The sequence below is a fragment of the Shewanella sp. 3_MG-2023 genome (genome assembly GCF_030548765.1).
Classification (GTDB): domain Bacteria; phylum Pseudomonadota; class Gammaproteobacteria; order Enterobacterales; family Shewanellaceae; genus Shewanella.
Map to the genome: position 1 here is coordinate 21,692 of NZ_JAUOSH010000001.1, position 24,430 is coordinate 46,121.

General features: G+C 40.6%; 19 protein-coding genes. 5 read left to right on the plus strand and 14 right to left on the minus strand.

The window, feature by feature from the left end; genetic code table 11:
- Positions 1-112: 112 nt before the first annotated feature.
- From Q4591_RS00090 to murJ, 11 genes are all read right to left on the minus strand, one after another.
- The gene (locus Q4591_RS00090) at positions 113-520 is read right to left on the minus strand and encodes a type IV pilin protein (RefSeq protein ID WP_303458779.1); all 408 of its coding nucleotides are present in this window, start codon (positions 518-520) and stop codon (positions 113-115) included.
- A 1-nt stretch (position 521) separates the two neighbouring features.
- On the minus strand, positions 522-4,070 hold the full coding sequence (locus Q4591_RS00095; protein WP_303458782.1) for a pilus assembly protein: 3,549 nt from the start codon (positions 4,068-4,070) through the stop codon (positions 522-524).
- 2 nt (positions 4,071-4,072) lie between these two features.
- The gene (locus Q4591_RS00100) at positions 4,073-4,510 is read right to left on the minus strand and encodes a pilus assembly PilX N-terminal domain-containing protein (protein WP_303458941.1); all 438 of its coding nucleotides are present in this window, start codon (positions 4,508-4,510) and stop codon (positions 4,073-4,075) included.
- 28 nt (positions 4,511-4,538) lie between these two features.
- Positions 4,539-5,519: a PilW family protein gene (locus Q4591_RS00105; protein ID WP_303458784.1), complete on the minus strand. Its 981-nt coding sequence runs from the start codon at positions 5,517-5,519 to the stop codon at positions 4,539-4,541.
- 8 nt (positions 5,520-5,527) lie between these two features.
- Complete coding sequence (pilV, locus tag Q4591_RS00110; protein ID WP_303458787.1) at positions 5,528-6,079, minus strand: type IV pilus modification protein PilV; 552 nt, start codon at positions 6,077-6,079, stop codon at positions 5,528-5,530.
- 272 nt (positions 6,080-6,351) lie between these two features.
- Entirely contained in the window at positions 6,352-7,281 is a 930-nt protein-coding gene (gene ispH, locus Q4591_RS00115) for a 4-hydroxy-3-methylbut-2-enyl diphosphate reductase (RefSeq protein WP_198589266.1), read from the minus strand.
- Between the two features lie 31 nt (positions 7,282-7,312).
- Positions 7,313-7,744, minus strand: coding sequence for an FKBP-type peptidyl-prolyl cis-trans isomerase (fkpB, locus tag Q4591_RS00120; RefSeq protein ID WP_277869342.1), 432 nt, complete (start codon positions 7,742-7,744; stop codon positions 7,313-7,315).
- A gap of 10 nt (positions 7,745-7,754) precedes the next feature.
- Complete coding sequence (lspA, locus tag Q4591_RS00125) at positions 7,755-8,252, minus strand: signal peptidase II (RefSeq protein ID WP_102439203.1); 498 nt, start codon at positions 8,250-8,252, stop codon at positions 7,755-7,757.
- Between the two features lie 12 nt (positions 8,253-8,264).
- Positions 8,265-11,087, minus strand: coding sequence for an isoleucine--tRNA ligase (ileS, locus tag Q4591_RS00130; RefSeq protein WP_303458790.1), 2,823 nt, complete (start codon positions 11,085-11,087; stop codon positions 8,265-8,267).
- Positions 11,088-11,119: 32 nt separating this feature from the next.
- Complete coding sequence (gene ribF / locus Q4591_RS00135; RefSeq protein ID WP_102439205.1) at positions 11,120-12,055, minus strand: bifunctional riboflavin kinase/FAD synthetase; 936 nt, start codon at positions 12,053-12,055, stop codon at positions 11,120-11,122.
- A 64-nt stretch (positions 12,056-12,119) separates the two neighbouring features.
- Positions 12,120-13,679 (minus strand): murein biosynthesis integral membrane protein MurJ, encoded by a 1,560-nt coding sequence (gene murJ / locus Q4591_RS00140; RefSeq protein WP_102439206.1) that lies wholly within the window; start codon positions 13,677-13,679, stop codon positions 12,120-12,122.
- Between the two features lie 256 nt (positions 13,680-13,935).
- On the opposite strand from murJ, the gene rpsT reads away from it, so the two are divergent.
- The gene (gene rpsT / locus Q4591_RS00145; protein ID WP_076542960.1) at positions 13,936-14,202 is read left to right on the plus strand and encodes a 30S ribosomal protein S20; all 267 of its coding nucleotides are present in this window, start codon (positions 13,936-13,938) and stop codon (positions 14,200-14,202) included.
- Between the two features lie 230 nt (positions 14,203-14,432).
- Here the strand turns inward: rpsT and Q4591_RS00150 are convergent, their stop codons facing one another.
- Positions 14,433-14,729: a metalloregulator ArsR/SmtB family transcription factor gene (locus Q4591_RS00150; RefSeq protein ID WP_076542961.1), complete on the minus strand. Its 297-nt coding sequence runs from the start codon at positions 14,727-14,729 to the stop codon at positions 14,433-14,435.
- A 134-nt stretch (positions 14,730-14,863) separates the two neighbouring features.
- On the opposite strand from Q4591_RS00150, the gene Q4591_RS00155 reads away from it, so the two are divergent.
- A complete protein-coding gene (locus Q4591_RS00155) occupies positions 14,864-16,300 on the plus strand; it encodes a M20/M25/M40 family metallo-hydrolase (protein ID WP_102439207.1) in 1,437 nt (478 codons plus the stop codon).
- A 105-nt stretch (positions 16,301-16,405) separates the two neighbouring features.
- Here the strand turns inward: Q4591_RS00155 and yaaA are convergent, their stop codons facing one another.
- Positions 16,406-17,185, minus strand: a complete 780-nt coding sequence (gene yaaA, locus Q4591_RS00160; RefSeq protein WP_102475624.1) for a peroxide stress protein YaaA — start codon at positions 17,183-17,185, stop codon at positions 16,406-16,408.
- A 165-nt stretch (positions 17,186-17,350) separates the two neighbouring features.
- Positions 17,351-18,787, minus strand: coding sequence for a sodium:alanine symporter family protein (locus tag Q4591_RS00165; protein ID WP_303458794.1), 1,437 nt, complete (start codon positions 18,785-18,787; stop codon positions 17,351-17,353).
- A 575-nt stretch (positions 18,788-19,362) separates the two neighbouring features.
- Here Q4591_RS00165 and Q4591_RS00170 point away from each other — a divergent pair.
- From Q4591_RS00170 to tal, 3 genes are all read left to right on the plus strand, one after another.
- A complete protein-coding gene (locus Q4591_RS00170; protein WP_102439209.1) occupies positions 19,363-21,729 on the plus strand; it encodes a phosphoketolase family protein in 2,367 nt (788 codons plus the stop codon).
- Positions 21,730-22,056: 327 nt separating this feature from the next.
- Positions 22,057-23,160, plus strand: a complete 1,104-nt coding sequence (locus Q4591_RS00175) for an OmpA family protein (RefSeq protein ID WP_102475623.1) — start codon at positions 22,057-22,059, stop codon at positions 23,158-23,160.
- 305 nt (positions 23,161-23,465) lie between these two features.
- Positions 23,466-24,419: a transaldolase gene (tal, locus tag Q4591_RS00180; protein ID WP_102475622.1), complete on the plus strand. Its 954-nt coding sequence runs from the start codon at positions 23,466-23,468 to the stop codon at positions 24,417-24,419.
- Positions 24,420-24,430 lie beyond the last annotated feature (11 nt).

The following is a 24,430-nucleotide window of genomic DNA, read 5'->3' on the forward strand; positions in this document are numbered from 1 at the left end:
CAACAGTACGTTAGTTATTGTTATCAAAGGCCGTAAGTAACGCAAAAAACACATAATAAAAAAGAGTTTATGGTTAACCATAAACTCTTTTTTTATTTAATGAAGAATATACTTAATTCCCCCAGCACTCCGTAGGAGTCTTAACGCCGTCTGAAGTTATTTGGATAACAGGACAAGCTGTATCACGTGTTGCTTGAGTGCCTATCGCAGTTGCTTGCAAAGTATATCTAGTAGCATTCCCAACAGAGGCATCAATTTCGTAAAAACCATTATCGACAATATAAGGATCTGCATCCATTCCCAATTGTTTCATATTTTTGGTAAATTTCTTATGATCCAAATAGAATTGCTCCTGTCTGTTAGTTAAATTCATTAAACCAGAAAGAGCATCAGCTCTTGCTCCCTTTGCAGCGAACTTGGTGTAACTCGGATAGGCAATTGAAGCTAAAATTCCAATTATAACTACTGTAATCATGACTTCTATTAGTGTAAAACCTTTATTTTTATTATGTAAGTACATTCTAATTCTCATTCTGATGGTAGTAAATTCGGTTAACACCTAAACCACCGCCGATACATTTATCATCACCTTCAGCGCAGCCATCAGGATCACTTCCATCCACTTTTTCCATAGGCAAATCAGGAGTTATAAAATACGTCGATGAGTCTCCATCTTCGTCTGGGCTAGAAATGAAGATTTGAGGTGTGTCAGGTACTTGTTCACCCATTGAAAAATAATCTTCAGAATGTGAATAAATTCTCGCACCTTTATGCAAATCAAGTCCACGTAGCCTACCTTGCCCAGGAACTAAACAAGCCTCATCTGAGGCCCCTGTAGCTTCTGGAACATAAGAAGTGAAAAAGACTTTACCATAAACAATTGTCGCAGCTGACAATGACTTTTCACCAATATCAGTAAAATTGTAATACCACCCTCTTTTAGCTCCAAAGGCAATTGCTTCACTGTCAGTTGAGGGTGACTGAGTGGTAACGTTATAAAGGTTTGTTAGTTCTAACGCAGTCGGTTCAGTATTGCCACTGGCAAAGCTATAGGATTTTGTTATGATATTTCGGTCTTGTAGGGTAAAGAACCGGTCATTTCTCTCTTTATCAAGTGGATGAGCTCTATGACCACTACCAATCACAACTGCATCATATGGAATGTTTTGATAAGTATTTGTCGTCGTTGAATTACCATTAGCATCTGTGTGAGTATGTTCCGCAATATTACTAAACGAGGTTTGCGCGACTACTGGTGCAGAAAAGAAACGAAGATCTGAAGTTGTTGTATTACCACCTAAATTAGCAAATTTAAAAGCACTCCAAGGAGCTGAAGTATCAGTAGGTAAACCCGGTAAGTCTATCCTCCAAACATTTGCACCAGTATCTGTTGCATAGAATCTGTCAGTGAGCTGATCGCTATTACTATCTAAAATAGCAACTTTGTTTGGGATGCTGTCCTTTAAGCCAGGTATAACAGTATTACTACCCGAACGGCCAAAACTATGGACTTTAGCGCCAGTGTCAGCGTCGATAATATAAATTCCAGCACCAGTCGTATCATCAGAGCCTACACCAGAACCATCCTTTGTAGCAGGAGTGTAACCTGCTCCAACTATAATCACAGGACTAGCAGTATTAGCTGATACAGCCCCTGCTGGCCAACCAGGGACTTTTGTTACGACAGGTTCAGCCCAAGATTGCCCCATGAAAGTAAAAGTATTTGTAGATGAAATCCACTTAAGACTAGGAAAATCAGGCGTTGTGATATCCAGAGCATAATAAGATGACCCACCACGCCTCATACCCACAAATAGCCATGCTTTTGTTACTTTTCCGTCACCATCCCTTTCTATATAGGGCACTGGTGTACTGTCCATTCCATAAATGGAATGGACACCAGTTTTAGGATTATCCCTTAACCCCTTAATATTCGGAAGTAACTCCGTTGGCATAAATGCCCATGACTCTGAAACAGAACTTACGCCACCAGTTTCTTCATCTTTAAACATATGAAGAAAACCATGATTTGTCCCCATTAAAATACGTATATCAGGCGTAGTAGAGTTACCGTAATTTATAACTAGAGGCCTCGAATGTAATGGATCACCGATAATATCTTTTCTTAAGTAAGGTGCTGCGTTACTGCTATTCGTTTCATCATATTTTTCATCATCAACGTTTTCGCCCATTGCCCATTTAAAAGAATCCTCAAGTGCACTTTCCTCAACTCCCATGTATAAAGCTAATTTTGAATCAGTATTTAAATGACTATTTTGCTGTGCATTTGCTTTAGTGAAAGAAATGAGTTCACCAGATGTACCTTTATTAATTAGCACGTTCCGTGTAGTTACATCAGTTTTATGAAGCTCTCTTAAAACTTCGGCCACGCCACCATCAGAAACATCATATCCTTCGTAGTTTGCTCCACTACATACAGCTGCAGTAGTCCAAAGTGGACAGGCACCTTGTGCGATGTAGCCGGTATCATCGAGGGCTGCATTATCGTTTTGGTCTAATAACGCTCCATTACTACTGACTTTAAATTTCTTTAAATTACCTGACCACCTAGGGCCTTCATCAGGTAAGAACATTGCAAAGTAAGCATCATCACCGGTTTGAGTTTTATCTAAGGCAACAGAAGGAGACGAAAAGCTTGCACTGTCTTCTTTAATTGCTGCTAAAGCTTTTAATAATGATGCTTGAAGAGCTGATGCTGTCAACGCTGAATAATATTTACCTTTACCTAATTCAGCTGTTTTCTCTAAAATTTCTTTTGCAGCTGCTGCTCCACTACTGAAACCAATTGTATAAGTCGTCACAGCTTGTAAACCAGGTACATTAGGATTGACATCATTATTTGCCATCCAACCAGCTAATGGCGGCATCAAATTGCCATCTACATGGCCTGTAACAGATGTATTTCCCGTTGCAGTATCTAACCCTAATAAGGTTTTGATAGCACTGTTGGCTGCTGTATCTTTGTTAGGGACGCCATCAGTTACATAAATGATTGATGCATTTGATTGACATTGCTTGTCAATAAAAGGGGATATATATGCAGTACCAGCTGTATTTTCAACGGTACTGTCATATGTTGGATTTTTACCTTCACCGATGGAGTTACCAGTATCGTGACCAAAAGTAACCGATTTACCATACATATAACTATAAGCTTCAAATAGCGTTTCACACAAAGGGGTATGATTAAGATTAATTGAAACTAAATCTTCAATCGTTGAATTCAATGCATTTTTACTCGCAACTGATGATGGACTAATACCCGCAATAATTCGCCCTCCATCTCTTGGGTCACTAGTCGAACCGCCAGTGTTATAATTAAAAATTTCAATACCAAAGTCCACACCAGGAGTATTGGCAATAACTTCTTGTAATACCCTCTTAGCAACATCCATTCGCTTATAAGGTTTAGTATCGGTTTCACCATTTGGCTTACTGCTATTGTGATACCAAGATATATATTCTGCAGTATAAATATTCAGTGGGCTTCCTAATCCAAATTCCGTCAATTTTGCTTTTTCAATATCAACGTCATAAGGAGATGCAAGACCATCGACTGGATAACCTGAACCACTTGCATTATTTGTATTGGAATCCGCTATATCTTCATAACAATCTACAGTAGTAATTGATGAACCATTTTCAGCAGGAAACTCAACCCACTTCCCACTCTGATACTCTCTAAAATACCCAGTATAAACACCGTAATCATCCAGAAATCCAGAAGAAGAGTCACATCCATTGATACCATTTAGAAAATACTGTTCACTACTCGCTGTTGGTACAACTTCTGGGTCTGAAGAAAAGTAGAGTTTTGTAGAATTCCCTAGTGATGACTGCACATGAAACCTTGGTGCGGTAAAATCACTAGAAGTATTACCATCTCCTCCCATGCTACCCGATGTATCAAAAATGATTAGAACTTGTGGATTAGAATTACTCCTAGCTGAAGTTTCTAATACATACAATTCGGTATCATCAGCAAAACTTCCGGCTGCTAATCCAATACTCATAAACCCGATAGCAAAACTGGTTATTTTCTTAATCATGATTAACTCCCCGTAAGCACTTCTTGTTCAACGCCAGTAGTGACGGTGAGCTGTCCAACACCACTGCGGCCGAAAGTAGCAGAGCTAGAAACTTCTAACCTCCTACAACTAATTAAATTCGCAGCACTAGCTTTCTCAGTACGCTGACAATTAACATCAATACCCGGATTATCTTCAGGCATTAATTTTATACTTTGATTGCCATTCATTTCAGTCGCGCTTCCATTTACAGTCATTGTACTAAAACTGTGAACTAAATTATCCTTAATCACTGTGTTTAAGCCGCCCTGTGCTTGAGCAAGAGCAGAGACTCGATCGCTCCCAGCGCCTGCCATTCTTAAAGATTGACTAGAGTTAACAGCTAAAGCGACTCCGATAATTGTCATAACAATCAGGACGATTAATGAAAAAAATAGCACCATCCCATTTTGTTTTTTTATTTTTGTGTTCATATTTAAGCCTTTATATCTAATTTCGAATTAACACCGGGTTATCTAAAACTACAGTTGTAGACATAACCTTCCGGCGATAATGGTCATTCGTAGCAGCAATAGGCTTATCCCCAAGTTGATATACAATTTCGTTTTCATAATTTTTGTCCTCTTGGATAGATCGAACTAGAACATAAATTTTGATAGAAACTAATCTTTGAAAACCTTGGTTATCCCACATAATAGAGCTTACATCTTGAGCGGGCATGAATGAATCAGGAGTTGAATCACCATCATCATCGAAACCATAAAGAAATCTGATATTTTCAATACCTTCAACTAATTGGTCTTCATTACTCATGCCCCCAGTGAGACTGAGTGTACGTCTAGTTAGAATTGGGATGCCTGAATCATCTTTTATAAAATAAACACGATGCTGAAACTCCCAGATTCGACTATTCAATTTATTTGGGGCTGCAGTGGTATTACCATTAAAAAATTCAATTTCATTTGAAGCTACTGATGCATAATATCGATTGTCATCTAAGTCAGCTTCAAGAGTGGCTGGGCCAATTAAGCGTTTGATTTGAATAACATCAGTGCCACTATTCGGAGAAATTGCAGAATTGCAGTTTAATGTATTCAAACTGCTGCCCTGTTCATATCCCCATAAACGTCTAAAATGTGCAGGTACATTAATTGGAAATGTTTCATTATTGAACCCATCTCCAACACAATCACTGGTTGGCCCAGTTGCAGAAACTGATGTATTTACTCCCAGTAATAAATCTGTTCCTGTAATATCACCGAAAAAACCTAATTGACTGATGTCACGCTCCATTATGGCAAGTGCGATGCGTCCATTTTCTTGTAATTGAGTAAATTGGCTGGTTGTAGTGACATTACTGGAAGACATACTGAACATTGAAAACAATCCAGCAGAAATAAATAAACTAATGAGCATAGCGATCATTAGTTCTACCAGTGACATACCTTGTTGTTTATATTGAATAATCATTTAAAAACCTAAAAGATTGCTGTTTCTATTTCAAAGATGCGTTTTTTATTATTTTTATCGCCGCAGTTGATAACATAATCAGAATAACCTGTTTCAGTTCCTGAAGATTTACGTATTCCAGTCCAACTCATTACTACCACGACTTTACTTGGCTCAACATAAATACACCCGTTTGGAGCTGGTAAACCACCAACATTGTTACCACCGTCATTTTCGGCTTCACCAATAAAAGCTGACTGCCATTCATATACATCCCAAAGTTGTAGCTCAGCAGGCGTGCAAATTGCAGCCCCCGTGCATGCTTTGGAGGGCGCTGTTAAAGAATCACCTGTATATGTGACACCAGTTTCAGAGCCATAGGAATTTAATACCGATGGGTTTAGTCGCATTCGGTTTATAATATCGTTTGCATAGTAAGAAGCTTGAGTTTGCTGAAAAGCTTCAAAACTGCCTCGTTTCGATACGATATGCAGGTTGAAAATGCCAATTAACCCTACAGTTAAAATGACTAATGAAACCATGACTTCAATTAAGGAAAATCCATTCCTTTTAGCTGACATATGTGTCAAACCTCCATTATTTGCCAATACATTGACGAATGTTAAATCACTATCTTTTTATAAATCCATCACTTAGCGGTTAATAATATCTGTTTACCTACACTTGAGCAAGATGTAACCGAAAGGTGTCTAGTTGTTTACCAAATATAAGTAAATCGTTAACTTAGACTGTTTCAAGAGTATAGTCTATTAGTTGCAGATATAAAAAAACCGTAAATCTTTACAGACTTACGGTTTTTAATTTTTTAGTGAGTTTGTGCGTTTATTAAGTGCTATCGTAATTCCGCGGGAACAGCGAAGACAGTATCTTCTTTGCGCCCTTCAACCTCAGTTATTACCGATGGTTCGAATTTAGCTATCGCATCAACAACTTGTTGAACCAGCACTTCAGGCGCTGAAGCGCCAGCAGTCACTGCTACTTTTTTTACATCTTTAAACCAAGCTTCATCAACATCGGCAGCGGTATCAACTAAATAGGCTTCTGTACCAGTTTTCTCAGCGAGTTCACGCAGTCGATTGGAGTTAGAGCTATTTTTTGAGCCTACAACAATCATTAAGTCTGCATCTGATGACATATTGCGCACTGCATCTTGACGATTTTGAGTGGCATAACAAATATCATCTTTACGCGGCCCTTCAATGGAAGGAAAACGTTGTTGCAAGGCCGCAATAATATCTAGCGTGTCATCAACTGATAATGTGGTCTGCGTGACGAAACATAGGTTATCTGGGTTATTAACCTTTAAAGACGCTACATCTTCCGGGGATTCAATCAAATAAACCCCACCTTCAGTGTTGTCGTATTGACCCATAGTGCCTTCAACCTCTGGATGGCCTTCATGGCCAATCAGAATACACTCCACGCCTTTACGGCTTGCACGAGTAACTTGAAGATGCACTTTAGTGACCAAAGGACACGTGGCATCAAATACTTTTAAACCACGCACTTTTGCTTCTTTGCGAACAGCCTGAGAAACACCATGAGCACTAAAAATCACAATACTGTTATCAGGCACTTGCTCTAACTCATCAACAAATATAGCGCCGCGGTCTTTTAGGTTTTGTACCACGTAACGGTTATGTACGACTTCATGGCGGACATAAATCGGTGGTTCAAATAACTCTAAAGCACGTTCGACAATGCTAATCGCCCGATCAACACCAGCACAAAAACCGCGCGGATTTGCCAGTAAGATGTTCAGTTCTGGCGATGTAGGATCAACTTTAAGCATTTTAAAGTACCTCTACCACTTCAAGTTCGAAAGTTAATTTCTGACCAGCTAGAGGATGATTCAAGTCTATAGTCACTGAATCACCAGCAACTTCACGAACCATACCTGGGATTTCACTGCCGCCTGGACCACCGAAACTAACAATGACACCAGGTTCTAATGCCATATCAGCAGGGAATTTACTTCTGTCCATATGATGCACAGCATCAGGATTAGACTCACCAAAAGTATCAATCGCATCTAAGGTAAAGCTGTGCTTATCACCTTTATTCAGGCTTGAAATTTCTGATTCAAATGCAGGGCTTAAGCTCTCATCACCAACATTAAAACGCGCTGGTTTTCCTGATGCTTTGGTGCTTTCTGCCGTTGAGCCATCTTCTAAAATGATATTCATATGACACACTATGGAACGTGCAAGTTGTTGCTCAGACAAAATAGACTCCCTAACTTTCTGCCGCTTGGGTTTCGGGTTTAAACGCTTCCCAAATAATCAATGCTGCACCGATAAAAATAGCTGAATCAGCAATATTAAATGCTGGATAGTGGCTGGTTTTCCAATAGAAATCGATAAAGTCCACTACGTAACCATGCATTAAACGATCAACTAAATTACCAATGGCGCCACCAATAATGAGCGTATACGCAAGGTTGGTGCGCCACAGCGACGCTGACTGTTTACGCAGCCATATCGTCAGCAGTGTGCTAAAACCAACGGCTATGATGGTAAAAAACCACCTCTGCCAGCCACCGGCTTCACTTAAAAAGCTAAACGCGGCGCCGTAATTACGCACATAGGTGAAATTAAAAATAGGTAACAGCTGTATTGATTCAGACAGCTCAAAATTGGCTAACACCCATTGCTTAGATAGCTGATCGGCAATAAATACCAATACAGCTACCCAATACCAACGAATGCCGCTTTCTTTCCATGTTAGTGGCATCAAGCAAGTCCTTTATGCAAAGTCGCGATGTTCGCCATCGCCTTCGATGTTAGTTACGCAGCGGCCACATAATGTCGCATGAGACTCGACAGTGCCAACATCTTCGCTGTAGTGCCAGCAACGCTCACACTTCTGGGCTTCACTTGCTGCAACAACAAGCTTTAATGCAGCAAGCTCTGTTTCAATTGCATCAGCTGGCGCATCACTTAATGGGGCAACAATCGCTTTAGATGTTAACAATACAAAACGTAGCTCATCATTCACTTGAGCCAGTTTTGCCGCTAACTCTTCATCAGCATATAAAGTCGCTTCAGCTTGCAGTGAGCCACCAATACGCTTATCACGACGGGCTTGCTCTAATACTTTATTGACTTCGTTACGAACAGCTAAAAGTTGCTGCCAGTATTCATCATTTAAATCGTCAGCTAAGGTCACTGACTCTAGGCCTTGGTACCATTCTTGAGTAAACACGTATTGCTCACGTTCACCAGGAAGTAGCTGCCAGATTTCATCAGCGGTAAAGCTTAAGATTGGTGCAATCCAACGTACCATTGCTTCAGCAATATGGTATAAAGCAGTTTGGCAACTACGACGAGCGTGACCATCTGATTTAGCAGTATACTGGCGATCTTTAATGATATCTAAGTAGAAGCTACCAAGCTCAACAGAACAGAACTGCATTAGTTTTTGGGTCACTAAGTGGAAATTATATTGCTCGTAAGCTTCAATGATTTCTTCTTGTAGTGCTGCAGCGCGGCGTACTGCCCAGCGATCCAGTGACACCATATCTTCAGTAGCAATCATATCCGTTTCTGGATTAAAGCCACTTAAGTTAGCAAGTAAAAAGCGCGCGGTGTTACGAATACGGCGATATGAATCAGCGCTGCGATTTAAGATTTCATCAGAAACCGTCATCTCACCACTGTAATCAGTTGCTGCAACCCATAAGCGTAAGATGTCAGCGCCAAGCTTATTAATAACTTGTAGCGGTGCAATCACGTTACCTACTGATTTAGACATCTTACGGCCTTTACCATCAACGGTGAAACCGTGTGTTAGTACTTGCTTGTAAGGTGCTTTACCATTCATTGCCGTTGAAATCATCAATGAAGACATGAACCAGCCGCGATGCTGATCGCTACCTTCAAGGTATAAGTCAATCTCGTGGCCTTGGAATTCAGGGCGTGATGCAACAACTGATGAGAAAGTAGAACCTGAGTCATACCAAACATCTAAAGTATCAGTCACTTTACGGTATTGATCGGCTTCATCGCCAATCAGTTCACTGATCTCAAGATCCCACCAAGCTTGAATACCTTGTTGCTCGATACGGTGCGCAACGCGCTCCATGATAGAAACGCTATCAGGGTGTAATTCTTCAGTTTCACGGTTAACTAATAACGTGATTGGTACGCCCCAGGTACGTTGGCGTGAAATACACCAGTCAGGACGGTTCTCAACCATTTTTTCAATACGGCTTTGGCCCCAGTCAGGGATCCACTGCGTTTGTTCAATTTCAGATAACGCCTGCTTACGCAAGCCATGGTTATCCATTGAGATAAACCATTGTGGCGTTGCACGGAAGATAATGGGCGTTTTGTGTCTCCAGCAATGTGGGTAGCTGTGACGATATGCCACATGACACAACAGCTGGCCTTTCTCTTCTAATAAATCAACAACACTCTTATTGGCTTTGAATACGTGTTGACCAGCAAAAAACTCAGTGTCAGCTTTATAGACACCATTGTCACCAACAGGGTTTGCGACTTCTAAGCCGTACTTTTGACCAACCACGAAATCGTCTTGACCATGACCTGGTGCAGTATGAACTACGCCAGTACCAGCTTCAGTTGTTACGTGGTCACCAAGAATGGCAGGCACATCAAATGCAGAAAGAGGATGCTTGAAACGCATTAACTCAAGCTCAGCACCTTTGGTTGTGCCGATAACCGTATGTGACTCAGCCTCATAACGAGTTAAACAACTTTCAACTAGCACTTCAGCTAGAATAAGTGTTTTAGTTACGCCTTCTTTTACAAACTCAACTAGGCTGTAATCAAGCTCTGGGCTTAATGATAATGCACGGTTAGCAGGGATAGTCCAAGGCGTCGTGGTCCAAATAACCGCTGAAACCGTGTTTGTGTAACCTTCAACGCCAAATTTCGCTGCAACCGCTGCGCTATCAACGGCATTAAATGCCACATCAATAGCGGGTGAGGTTTTATCTTCGTATTCAACTTCTGCTTCTGCTAACGCTGAACCACAGTCAGTACACCAATGAACAGGTTTAACACCTTTGTGCAGGTGACCGCTTTCAATCACTTTAGATAAAGAACGCACGATGTTAGCTTCAGTGCTGTAATCCATGGTTAAGTAAGGATTATGCCAATCACCAAATACACCTAAACGAATAAAGTCTTCACGTTGACCGTCAACTTGCTTAGCGGCGTATTTACGGCATTCTTCGCGAAAATCAGCAGCTGAAATCTTTTGACCTGGTTTGCCAACTTTTTTCTCTACCATTAATTCAATTGGTAAGCCGTGACAATCCCATCCAGGAATATAAGGCGCATCAAAACCTGCCATTGTTTTAGACTTAACAATGATATCTTTTAATATTTTGTTTACCGAGTGACCAATATGGATATTGCCATTCGCATACGGGGGGCCGTCATGCAAAATAAACGGTTTGCGACCAATTCGACTGTCACGAATTTTTTGATAAAGTTCGTCTTGAGTCCAACGGTCTAACATAGCTGGCTCACGATTAGCCAGATTACCGCGCATCGGAAAATCGGTTTCCGGCAAATTCAAAGTAGATTTATAGTCGGTCATTGATCCTATACCATTATTTGGGCTGATTAATCTCAACCTGCATCATTGCTAAATAAAGCTTTTGCTTCATTTACATCATTCAAAATTTGTTTTTTTAACGCATCCAGTGACTCGAACGGATGTTCATCACGGATTTTTGCCACTAATTCAACTTCCACTCTTTTACCGTATAAGTCACCAGAGTAGTCGAATAAGTGCACTTCTAATTGACAGACTTGCCCTTCAACAGTTGGCCTAAAACCAACATTGGCAACGCCTTCATAAATATCACTACCATCCCAGTACATTTTTACCGCAAAAACACCTCTTACTGGTGACACTTTACGTTTTAATGCAATGTTAGCAGTTGGAAAACCAATGGTTCGCCCAATTTTTTGGCCGTGGGCCACTTTACCTGACAGTAACACTGGGTGCCCGAGTAAACGCCTTGCTTGCTCTAAGTTCCCTAATGCTAACTGCTCACGAACCGCAGTGGAGCTCACTCTGGTCGAACCTAAGATAAAGCTTTGGGTACTGACCACAGTAAAACCGAACTTTTTACCCGCTTCAAGTAACATATCAAAGGTGCCAGTTCTGTTTTTACCAAAACAAAAATCATCACCAACCACTAGATACTTCACCCCTAATTTATTGACTAATAAATCTTCAATAAATTGCTCTGCCGGTTGATTAGCAAAACGAGTATTAAAATTAGCACACAGAAGACGATCAATATTGAGCTCTTCTAGCAAACTAATTTTATCTCTTAATAAGCTAATTCTTGCAGGGGCATCTTGTTGGCGAAATAACTCTTGCGGTTGTGGCTCAAAGGTCATTACTACAGCAGGTAGCTGAAAGTGTTTAGCTTTATTAACTAAATTATTAATCACTTGCGCATGACCACGATGCACACCATCAAAGTTACCAATAGTGAGCACGCATCCATTATGCGAAGGTAAAATATTATGTATACCGCGAATTAGTTCCATTACGCCAAACAACTGCTACTGTAAATCGGCTGATTATATACTAGATAGAATGGATAATCAGCATTCATGATCGACGTTTCATTGTCCAAGGTTTTAGCCCCATTAGCACTAAGCTGAATAAATAGGCTAATGCACCTAATATGATGAGTTTTAACAGGCTGTAAACCTTAACTTGCATTGCCATATCTAACCACATTTGCTGCTCTGGTAATAAGTAAACTAATAGCGCTGCCATCACGAGTGTCGCAATGACCACTTTAGCGAAAAATACCATGGTTGAACGATTGACTTTATAGACACCAGCTAGGTGTAAGCCTCGATATAACAGGCCGGCATTAAGAAAGGCTGACATAGAAGTGGCAATTGCAAGTCCTACGTAGCCAAATGGAATGGCAAAAATGATATTGAACACCATATTGCTTACCATGGCGATAATACCGAATTTAACTGGGGTTTTAGTATCTTGGCGTGAGTAATAGCCCGGCGCCAATACTTTAATCATCATAAAACTCAGTAAGCCACAACCATAAGCCACTAAACTGTACGATGCCATCTCAACATCAGATACTGTAAATGCGCCGCGCATAAAAAGCACCATTAACATCGGCTGAGCAAGAATGATTAATCCCAGCATGGCTGGCATGCCCAATAATAAAATGGCTCTTACTCCCCAGTCCATAGTGTCACTAAAACCACTGCCTTTATCATCAATATGCTTTCTAGATAAAGCTGGCAAAATAACCGTCGCAATGGCAATACCAAACAATCCTAAAGGGAACTCAAGTAAGCGGTCTGAGTAGTAAAGCCAACTAATAGAGCCTGTCATTAAAAAACTGGCAATAAAGGTATCGAACAGTAAATTGATTTGCGAAACAGAAACGCCAAATAATGCAGGGATCATTAAGGTTCTGATTTTCACGACCCCACTGTGGTTCCAGCCCCATGACGGTTTTACTAAGGCATTTTCACGTAGTAAAAACGGAATTTGAAACAAAAACTGCACTAAACCACCAAAAAACACCCCTAAAGCTAAAGCGATTTCAGGTTGTTCCATCTTGGGGGCAAACACTAAAGCGGCAATAATAATGGTAATATTCAAAAATACCGGCGTAAAGGCAGAAACTGCAAACTTACCGCGGGTATTTAATATTGAGCCAGCCAGTGCGGTTAAGGTAATAAACCATAAATAAGGGAAGGTAATTTTGAGCATCATAGAGGCAAGTTCAAACTTTGCCGCATCCGGCCCATCGTTCATCCAATCATAAAACCAGCCACCAGCAAATAATGCAGCAAGTATCGGTGATCCGATAACACCAATTAAGGTTACAACGCTCACTATGCCGCCCAAAGTACCGGCCACTTTACCTATAAGCTCACGGGTTTCAGCTGGGGTTTTGTTTTGTTGGTATTCTGTCAACACCGGCACGAATGCCTGTGCGAAAGCACCTTCAGCAAATAATCGACGTAAAAAATTGGGAATTTTATTGGCAAAGATAAACACATCGGCACTACTACCTGCACCCATTAAGTTGGCAATGACTACATCTCTAACCAAGCCAAGCACCCGAGATATCAAGGTCATAACACTGACGATAGCACCTGATTTTAATAACGATTTACTCAAGCATCACTCCAAAGCCGCACACAAGCGTTTAAATTAAGTCTGATATATCTCAAATTTTCGATTCTAATGCTGTCTATGGGGTATAAGAACTGATAGAATTGCGCCACATCTTACACGAGTTGGGTTGAAGATAACCGAGCCAGGTAGTTTTATTTGTCTTTTCGACGTTATTTCTATCATATTCATTGACAAAATGAATAAAAGCAGGCATATTCCTCGCCCTCAAAGTATTAAACCCAGTTTTAGGAGTTGCACCTTGGCTAATAGCAAGTCTGCAAAGAAGCGCGCGCTTCAGTCTGAAAAACGTCGTCAGCATAACGCTAGTCGTCGTTCAATGTTACGTACATACGTTAAAAGAGTTATCGCTGCTATCCAGAGCGGTGACCACAAAGCGGCTACCGAAGCATTCGCAGCAGCACAACCAATTGTTGACCGTATGGCGACTAAAGGCCTTATTCACAAGAATAAAGCTGCTCGTCAAAAGGCACGTATAAACGCAAAAATCAAAGCACTAGCTGCTTAATTTTAGCGATTTATATTACAAAAACCGACTTAGGTCGGTTTTTTTATACCTGCAATAAAATAACTCACAAAAAATACTCTCTCCACTTGCCCTGCCTTCAAGCTTTTACGGACATTTTTGCGCTAAATATCAAATCCATATTTAAGACATAAAAAAACGCCTTAACTCGATCTTACTGTCATCAGTAGCAAGATATTGTTAAGACGTTATAGGTATCAAAATTATTGCCATTAATGGCAGTATAAATTATCCAATACTTTTATTAGCTCACGAACTTCATCACTTTTAAGTGAATAAAACACAGTTTGCGCTTCTTTACGTGTACAAACGAGATTGTCTTTTCTCAGCCAAGCTAAATGCTGCGATAACGCAGATTGGCTTAGACCTAGTTTTTTATTCATCTCACCGACACACATTTCGCCTTCATTCAGCAAATGGCACAAAATAAATAAACGGCGTTCATTTGCCAGTGCCTTTAGCATTACCACAGCATGATCTGCTCGCTGCTGCATCATTTCTATATTCATCACGCGTTAGCTCTCCTTAATCATCACTGAGACTAATATAGCCTTCCCTAACAAATCGGGCAGCGACATGAAGCACACTTTTTGGTAGATTGTTTTTAAAAATGAGACTTAGCTAATAAAAATGAAGGAAACTCATGAAAAACTATAAGAAATCAATTTTTACAGGGATAGTTTTAGCCGCTATATCAGGCTGTCAAAGCCAGACAAATGATACCCAAGTAACACAATTACCACAGTCTGCTAACGATGTAATTAGCCAGCAACTAGCCACAAAGGCGTTATCTTCTACTTTAGGTTATGACATTGTTGAATCATTGACAGTGGAAGTCGGCCCTCGACTCGCCGGTTCCGAGAAAGATCTCATCGCAGTCGAATGGGCGATGAATAAACTCAAAAGCTTAGGTTTTGATAAGGTCTATAAGGAATCTGTCCAAGTCCCAGCTTGGTCACGAGGCCATGCTCAGGCATCAATCGTCTCACCGTTTGAGCAACCGCTGGTCATTAGCGCTCTAGGTGGCAGCGTGGCAACGCCTGAGTCAGGTTTACAAGCCCAGATAGTGCGCTTTGACACCCTTGCTGCACTACAAGTCGCCGATCCAGCATTAGTCGAAGGCAAAATTGTCTTTATTGATCATAAAACCGAGCGCCATATTAGTGGTAAAGGCTATGGTCAGTCTGTTGGCGGCCGCTCAAGAGGCGCGGTTGCTGCAGCAGAAAAAGGCGCTGTCGCTGTGGTCATTCGCTCAATAGGTACCGATCATGACCGCATGGCCCATACCGGCATGATGCGTTACAAAGATGGAGTGGCAAAAATTCCAGCTGCTGCATTGTCTGCACCAGATGCTGATATGATTAATGCCATGTTAAAAAGAGATAAGAACATCAGCTTATCACTTAACCTATCTTCAAAGAATTTAGGGGTCGCAACATCCTACAATGTTATTGCCGAGGTAACTGGCAGTAGTAAGGCTGAAGAAGTGGTGCTGATTGGCGCTCACCTTGACTCTTGGGATGAAGGCACGGGTGCAATTGATGATGGTGCAGGCGTTGCGATTGTGACTGCAGCGGCGAAATTGATTCAAGATTTACCTCAAAAACCAGCGAGAACCATTCGAGTGGTATTATATGCCGCAGAAGAAGTGGGATTAGTTGGCGGTAAGGCTTATGCAAAGCAACATGCTGACGAGCTGGTTAATCATTATATTGCCGCAGAATCTGATTTTGGCGCAGGCAAGATTTACCAAATTGATTTCAACGTTAATCCACACGTATTTGAGCAAGTTAAAACTGAGCACAGTTCAATGACCATCAACGGGGTTAAGTTAGGGAACAATAACGCTTCTGGTGGCCCTGACGTGTCTATGATGCCCTCTCTAGGTGTCCCTGTGGCGTCCCTTCGACAAGATGGTACTGATTACTTTGATTATCACCACACCCCTAACGACACTTTAGATAAAATCGACCCTACCGCATTAGCGCAAAATGTCGCTGCTTATGCGCAATTTGCTTATATCATGGCGCAATCAGAACTTAACTTACGCCCATTAGCTAAAAAGGCCGATAAGAAATAATCTATCAGCCTTTTATCGCAAAAAAGCAGTTAAGGAGTTCAAACCTTAGCTGCTTTTTTATTAAGTATTTTTTTACCCGTTACATTACACTGAAACTTGTAGTGGTTACTTAATTTGCTCTTCTCTTAAAAACACTGGCGCTGCAGGTGTCGATAAGTCTTCACTGTAATAATAGCCATCTAAGTCAAATTGCTGCAATTGTGCCAATGACGTCACATCGTTTTGGATAATGTAACGCGCCATCAAGCCGCGGGCTCTTTTGGCATAAAAACTGATCACCTTGTATTGACCATTTTTGCAGTCTTTAAATACCGGGGTGATTAAAGTGGCCTTAAGTAGTTTGGGTTTAACCGCTTTAAAATACTCATTTGAGGCTAAATTAATGACGATATCATCGCTTTGATTAGCAACAGCTGCGTTAACTTCATTGGTGATTGTCTCGCCCCAAAATGCATAAAGACTTTTACCTGCGGGGTTTACCAAGCTGGTGCCCATTTCTAAACGGTAGGCTTGCATCAAATCCAGCGGCTTCAGTAAGCCATACAAACCAGATAAAATTCGTAGGTGCTTTTGAGCCTTATCGATTTCCATATCAGACAGTGAGTCAGCATCAAGGCCGGTATATACATCGCCCCTAAAGGCAAACATAGCTTGCTTGGCATTATCTAGAGTAAAACGTGGTTGCCACTGTGCAAATCGAGCCGCATTCAAACCTGCTATTTTATCGCTCACTTTCATTAAAGAGGCAATATCCATGGGCGTCAATTCACGACATACGTCAATCAATTGTTGGCTGTAATCTAGCAAAGTCGGTTGAGTAAACTTCTTGGTTGATGCAGGCGTTTCAAAATCAAGTGTTTTGGCAGGAGAAACTAATACTAGCATTGCTGATAATCCTATTTTATAAAATGGACTCTAATTCATGCTATCTATCATACTGAGCTTCATAAAAAAAACCATGCAATTACTGCATGGTTTTTTAGATTGTGCTAAATGCTTTTTTCAGATTTGATTAATCTGCAATTAACATTCGCGATTAAGTAAAGTGAGTTACTTGGACACTTCAACTTCTTTATTGATCCAAATCCCATCTTCTATCTGACCTTCAAGCTCTGGGAACTTAGTCGTATCAAATACAGGATCTTCACCCTTATTAACTTGTTGGCGGTAATCATTAATAATTCTCACCGCTAAACCTGACAATAACAGCAGGGCAATCATATTAACTAACGCCATCAAGCCCATAGAAACGTCGGCTAAATCCCAAACGATGCCAATCTTAGCCACTGCGCCAAACATAACCATACCTAATACTGCGATACGGAAGATTGGTAGTGCACCTTTTTTATTGCCAGATAGAAACATCACGTTAGTTTCTGCATACGAATAGTTAGCAATAATTGACGTGAAACAGAAAAGTAAAATAGCAAAGGCAATAAATGCCCCACCCCAGTCACCCACATGATGCGTTAATGCATTAATGGTTCTTGCAATACCATCACCAGAGCCGCCACCATCACCAGACAATAAGATAATTGCCGCAGTAGCAGTACAGATAACAATAGTGTCCACAAACACACCCATCATTTGCACAAAACCTTGTGACGCTGGGTGATTAGGATTCGGTGAAGCACTTGCTGCAATATTGGCGGCACTACCCATACCTGCTTCATTAGAGAACAAGCCGCGAGCAATACCCGCCTGCATTGCTTGAGCAACACTGTATGCTACACCACCAGCAGCGGCCTCTTGCCAGCCAAATGCACTGTTAATCACCAACATAAATACGGCAGGCAATTGCTCAACATTCATTAAAACAACAACCAAGGCAATCGCAATGTAGGCTAATGCCATAATCGGAACGATAATTTCTGACACTCTAGCGACCTTTTTAAGACCGCCCATAATCACGAGGCCACTCAATAGCGCAATCCCAAGACCGACATAAATTGGATTTAAATCAAATACGGCAGTCATTGCACCAGAGATAGTATTTGCTTGAACAGCATTAAACACTAAGCCAAAACAAATAATCAGTAGGATTGAAAATAGAATCCCCATCCAGCGTTGGCCAAGGCCTTTTTCCATATAATATGAAGGGCCACCACGATACTGCCCGTCAACGTCTTTAACTTTATAAACTTGCGCTAACGTTGACTCGATCATTGCCGTCGCCATACCGAGCATGGCAATGGCCCACATCCAAAATACTGCCCCAGGACCTGCGGCACCGATTGCAACCGCAACACCAGCCATATTTCCGGCTCCGACACGGGCAGCCATACTGGTACAAAAAACTTGAAATGAAGATAAGCCATGCTTACCAGGGCGGCGGCTAATCGCTAATACTTTAACGCCGTGTACGAAATGAGTAATTTGAATACAGCCAAGACGAACAGTAAAAAAGATACCTGCGCCTACCAGCCCATAAACTAACAATTTACCCCAGAGTAAATTGTTCATGAAACCAACAATTGTTTCTAACATTGCCATTTGCTTAATCTATTCCTTGGAATAACTTTATTTTGTAAAAATATGCTTAAACCGAGCAACACCTTCAGACAAAATAAAATTATCGAATTATTATAATGAGCTCATCAAAATCTAAGTTCGCAGCCTCAGCATGTATTCGTAAATAGCCAAGCTGTTACTGTTTATTAAATTCAGTGAGCGAATATATTAGTTAATTATTATTTAGCATTATTCAAGTTAACTTTACTGACTTTAACCAGTAAAGCCCAGCAAACATTACCACTCTTTACCACTTATCGCTTAGTTATAGGTGTTCTCAAAAAAATGCGAGAAAAAACTAGCATAGAAAAACTTCAAACATAGGTGACAGTGATCACATTTATTTAAATAGCCGCCTAAAGCCCCATCTAGAATAACAATTGCAAATCGCCTAACACCAAGTGACTCAACAATTTCTTAACCTAACATCATTTTATTAATGATTTTTTTTAATACAAAGTTAGATCAATAACACATTATTGGTTCAATTTAGGGAATACAGTGTTCTCATTAAAAGCTAAATCAATCTTATCTTTCATAATGAGGTCACTATGACACAGCAAAATGAAATCACTGCTCTTAAAAAATATGTTAGAGCAACTAACTTCCTCGCTACCTCACAAATCTATCTTAAGCAAAATGTGCTTTTTAAAAGAGAGCTACAACATACAGACATTAAACCTCGACTTTTAGGTCATTGGGGTACCTGTCCAGGTATCAATTTTGTGTATGCAAACGTTAATCGCTTAATCGTTAAGCATGAAAGAGAATTCATTTATTTAGTCGGTCCTGGTCACGGCTTCCCAGCAGTTCAAGCTAACCTGTTTGTTGAAGGTTCTTTAAGCCATTTTTATCCAGAAACCATCCCCTATAACGAATCAGGTATTGAAGATATCTGTAAAAAGTTCTCAGCAGCATATGGCTACCCTTCTCATGCAAACCCTGAAGCCCCCGGCCAAATTTTAGAAGGTGGCGAATTAGGTTATTCATTATCCGTTGCTTGGGGCGCCGTTCTTGATAATCCAAACTTAATCGCAGCTTGTTTAGTTGGTGATGGTGAGTCTGAAACAGGGCCATTAGCTGCATCATGGTATGCCAACCGGTTAGTCGACCCTGCAACCAATGGTGCGGTACTGCCCATTGTGCATATTAATGGCTATAAAATCTCAGGCCCGACTCGTATGGGACGCATGAGTCATGAAGAGTTAGATCTTGAATTTCGTGGTTTAGGTTATCATCCCATTATTGTTGATGATCAACTTGAAGAGGATGTGTTTGTTCAAATGAAAGAGGCTATGGACTTAGCTTACGAGATGATCAATGATATCCAAACTCGTGCCCGTCGCGGCGAAGATGTTTGTAAGCCTCGCTGGCCGGTTATTCTTATGCGAACAGCTAAAGGCTGGACAGGTACATCTGAGTTTGGCGGTAAGAAGCTAGCTGGCAACTGCGAATCTCATCAAGTCATCGTCAATAAGTGTGCAACAGATGCAGGTCACCTAAAAGCGCTTAATGACTGGTTAGCAAGTTACAAATTTGATGAACTGTGCAGTATCAATGCGCAAGGTGAAATTACCTTTGATGAAGAAATTCAATCTTTGATTCCACCTAAGCAGTTATGTTGTGGTCGCCAACACTTAAGTTATGGCGGTGAAGTAGTCCGTGCACTTGCTCAACCAGATCTTAAAAAACTAAGTTATGGTCCAGAAACCCCACGTGGTACTCGCGGCGTATCAATGTACAAAATGGGCGAGTGGATGCGTGACGCATTCAAATTAAATCGAGATCAACGTAACTTACGTATCTTCAGCCCAGATGAAACATACTCAAATCAACTGCAAGCGGTATTTGAAGAAACAGATCGTGCATGGCAATGGCCGATTGAAAGCTGGGATCAAGATATGGCGCGTGATGGCCGTGTTATTGAACTGCTATCGGAAAACTTACTTTTCGGTATGATGCACGGTTACACAGTAACAGGTCGGCATGCCATGTTCCCAACCTATGAAGCCTTCTCTCAAGTAGTTTCATCAATGGCTGATCAGTACTGTAAATATGTGTATGCCAGTCAAGGGGTTCACTTCCGTAAACCTGTACCTTCTTGTAATGTTGTTTTGTCTTCTTTATTAGAGCGTCAAGATCATAATGGTTATTCGCATCAAAACCCTTCATTTCTAGGTGCTATGTTAGAAAAGCATCCAGATATTATTTCTGCATATTTACCTGCTGATGGTAACAGTACACTCACTTATACAGAGCGTGCATATGAAGACCGCGACAAACTCAACATTTTAGTTGCAGGTAAAAAAGAGTTACCTCAATGGCTATCACTAGATGAAGCCCGTAAGCAAACTAAAGATGGCGTGATGGTATGGGATTTTGCATCAGATGATAATCCTGATGTAGTACTTGCAGGTTGTGGTGATTATGTCACTCAAGAATGTATGGCGTCATTAGTACTCATTAGAGAACTACTGCCAAGAGTGCGTATTCGTTATGTCAGTGTAACTGAACTTAATAGTAACGGTTTAGGTAGTCGTAAATTCCAAAATAAGCCTTGGTTAATGGATGAAATATTTACTGAAGATAAAGGCGTGGTATTTAACTACCATGGTTATCCAAATACCATCAAGAAATTGGTATTTGATTATAAAGGCAGTAAACGTTTCCGCATTAAAGGCTATGAAGAAGAAGGTTCAACTACAACACCATTTGATATGGGCGTTCGTAATGGCACATCACGTTATCACCTTGTGATTGATATGGCATACAAACTATTCCAACAAGGTGTTATTGATGAAACTCAGCATGTTCAAATCACAACGGATATGCTCCAAAGATTAGTAGAACACCGTAACTACATTAAGGCCAACGGTGTTGACCCAGTAGACATTGAAAATTGGGTTTGGACTCGGTAATTAGATTAGAGTTCAAAAAACAAACTACAATCGTTTATAACGAGTTAAAGCGCCTTTGGGCGCTTTTTCTTTATACCACGGACAACAAAGCCCATCGTCAATTCATTAGAAAAAACCAACACTGCAACATCTTGCGGGGATTCGTTAGGTATTTGTTGATAATACTTTAAAAATATTCGTAACTACTATGGAAAACCATTGAATTTAAGACGATAATTAGCTTGCCAGCTAAATCATAATAGGAACGCCAAATAAGTGCTGGTGACACTTAAGGTAAACAATCGGTTTACATGTGTTTTGGTGACATAAAATAACAATGGACTATATATGATGAAAAACACCTTAAAAGTAGTATTACTCACCTCAATGTTGCCTTTTGCCGCTGTCGCAGAACAAGAGTTAACGCCATGGTATGTCGGTGGTGGTTTAGGGATTAATAATTACGAACCACATTGCGACCTTAAAACAATGACCCAATGTGAAGATGATGACCCTTATGCTTGGGATGTCTTCGGTGGTTACTTATTTAATGACTATTTTGGTATTGAACTCGGTTATAGAGACTTAGGTCGTATTCAATGGACAGATTTCAGTAATAAACGTAATGATGTCGGCGCTAGAGGCATGGCATTAGGTTTAGTCGGTTTTTATCCTTTCGCTGACAAGTGGAGTTTGTCTGCTGAGGCTGGCGGAATGAACTACCTTTTAAAGAACATAAAAAATTATGGCACTGAGTATTACAGTGACAGCGGTATTGCGCCCTATATCGGTGCTGGTATCGGTTATAATTTTACCGAAAACTTAAAGCTGCAGGCTAAATATCGTCGCTACGAAAACTTAGACGATGATAAATATAATACCCTTGAAATGGAAAGTAACTATTGGGGCTTAGAATTAAGCTACCGCTTTGGTAAAGCTAAAGCAGCAGCCCCTGTTGTTGCAGCTGCTGTTGCACCAATTGATTCCGACAACGATGGCGTAATGGATGATCAAGATAGCTGTCCAGATACACCAGCAACTCACAAAGTTGATGCCAATGGTTGTACTGTCTACGAATTTGTAACAGACAATCATGACTTAGGTGGTATTTTATTTGATAACAACTCTTCTGTTATTAAGTCAGCTTCTTATGCTGACATTGAAAAATTAGCTAATTACTTGAAGAAAAATCCTGAGCATACCGTATCAATCGAAGGTCACGCTTCTAATGTTGGCAAGCCTGCATATAATATGACCCTTTCTGAGAGTCGTGCTAAATCAGTCGCTGAAGCTTTAGCAGCTAAATATGATATTGAAGCAAGTCGTATTCAAGCTATTGGCTATGGTATTACTAAACCTATTATGGAAGGCAATACCGCTGAAGCCCATAAGCAAAATCGTCGTATTGAAGCTATCGTAACCGGCACAGAAAAACGTGCGGTTCTAAAATAATCAACTAATTAAGCTGGTAATAAAAAGTCGCTGCTTGCAGCGACTTTTTTGTTTTTGTAGCCATCAGCTAAAAAATAAAAACCCTTACCAATAAAGAGATGTTATCGGTAACACTTTTATTTCAACGATAAAAACAACTTAAACAACTAATAAATCAGGCATTAAATTACACAATTAGTTGCTTATGAGCTCATTTCACGTTTATTTGCGTTATTTTTTTACAAATGTTGTTGGAAAATACAGTAAGATCGCATTTAATAACTGTATTGAACAAAATAACTTTGTTACTTGAGAGGGAAATTTCCATGGCGAACACGTTAGCTCAACTAAAAGCACTAACCACAATCGTTGCTGATACCGGCGACATTGAAGCAATTAAACGCTACCAACCAGAAGACGCAACCACCAACCCTTCTCTAATTTTAAAAGCGGCGCAAATTCCTGAATATGCCCCATTAATTGATGATGCTATTGCTTGGGCAAAACAGCAGTCAAATGACACAGCTCAGCAAGTTGAAGACGCAGGTGATAAATTAGCCGTCAACATCGGTGTAGAAATTCTTAAGATTGTTCCAGGCCGCATCTCAACAGAAGTCGATGCCAGACTTTCTTTTGATAAAGCAGGCTCTATCGAAAAAGCCCATAAGCTAATTAACCTATATCAAGCAGCCGGTATTGATAAATCTCGCATTCTGATCAAGTTAGCATCTACTTGGGAAGGGATCTGCGCAGCAAAAGAGCTTGAGCAACAAGGCATCAACTGTAACCTAACGCTATTATTTAGCTTTGCTCAAGCCCGAGCTTGTGCTGAAGCAGGTGTTTACCTTATTTCGCCATTTGTTGGTCGTATTTTAGATTGGTATAAGAAAGACACAGGTCTTGATTACACCGCTGAAACCGATCCTGGTGTGGTATCAGTAACCGATATCTATAACTACTATAAGCTTCACGGCTATAACACTGTGGTAATGGGTGCAAGTTTCCGTAACACTGGCGAAATTATCGAGCTTGCGGGCTGTGACCGCCTAACGATAGGCCCTGCGCTATTAGAAGAGTTAGCCAATAGCGATACTGTTATTAGCCAAAAGCTAAAACCTGCAACAACAACGGTTGCCGCGCCAGCACCATTAACCGAAGCACAGTTCCGTTGGGAATATAACCAAGACCCTATGGCTGTTGATAAACTTGCTGAAGGCATTCGCAACTTTGCCATCGACCAAGGTAAACTTGAGGTTATGCTAAACGCAAAACTTAGCTAATCAACGGAGTG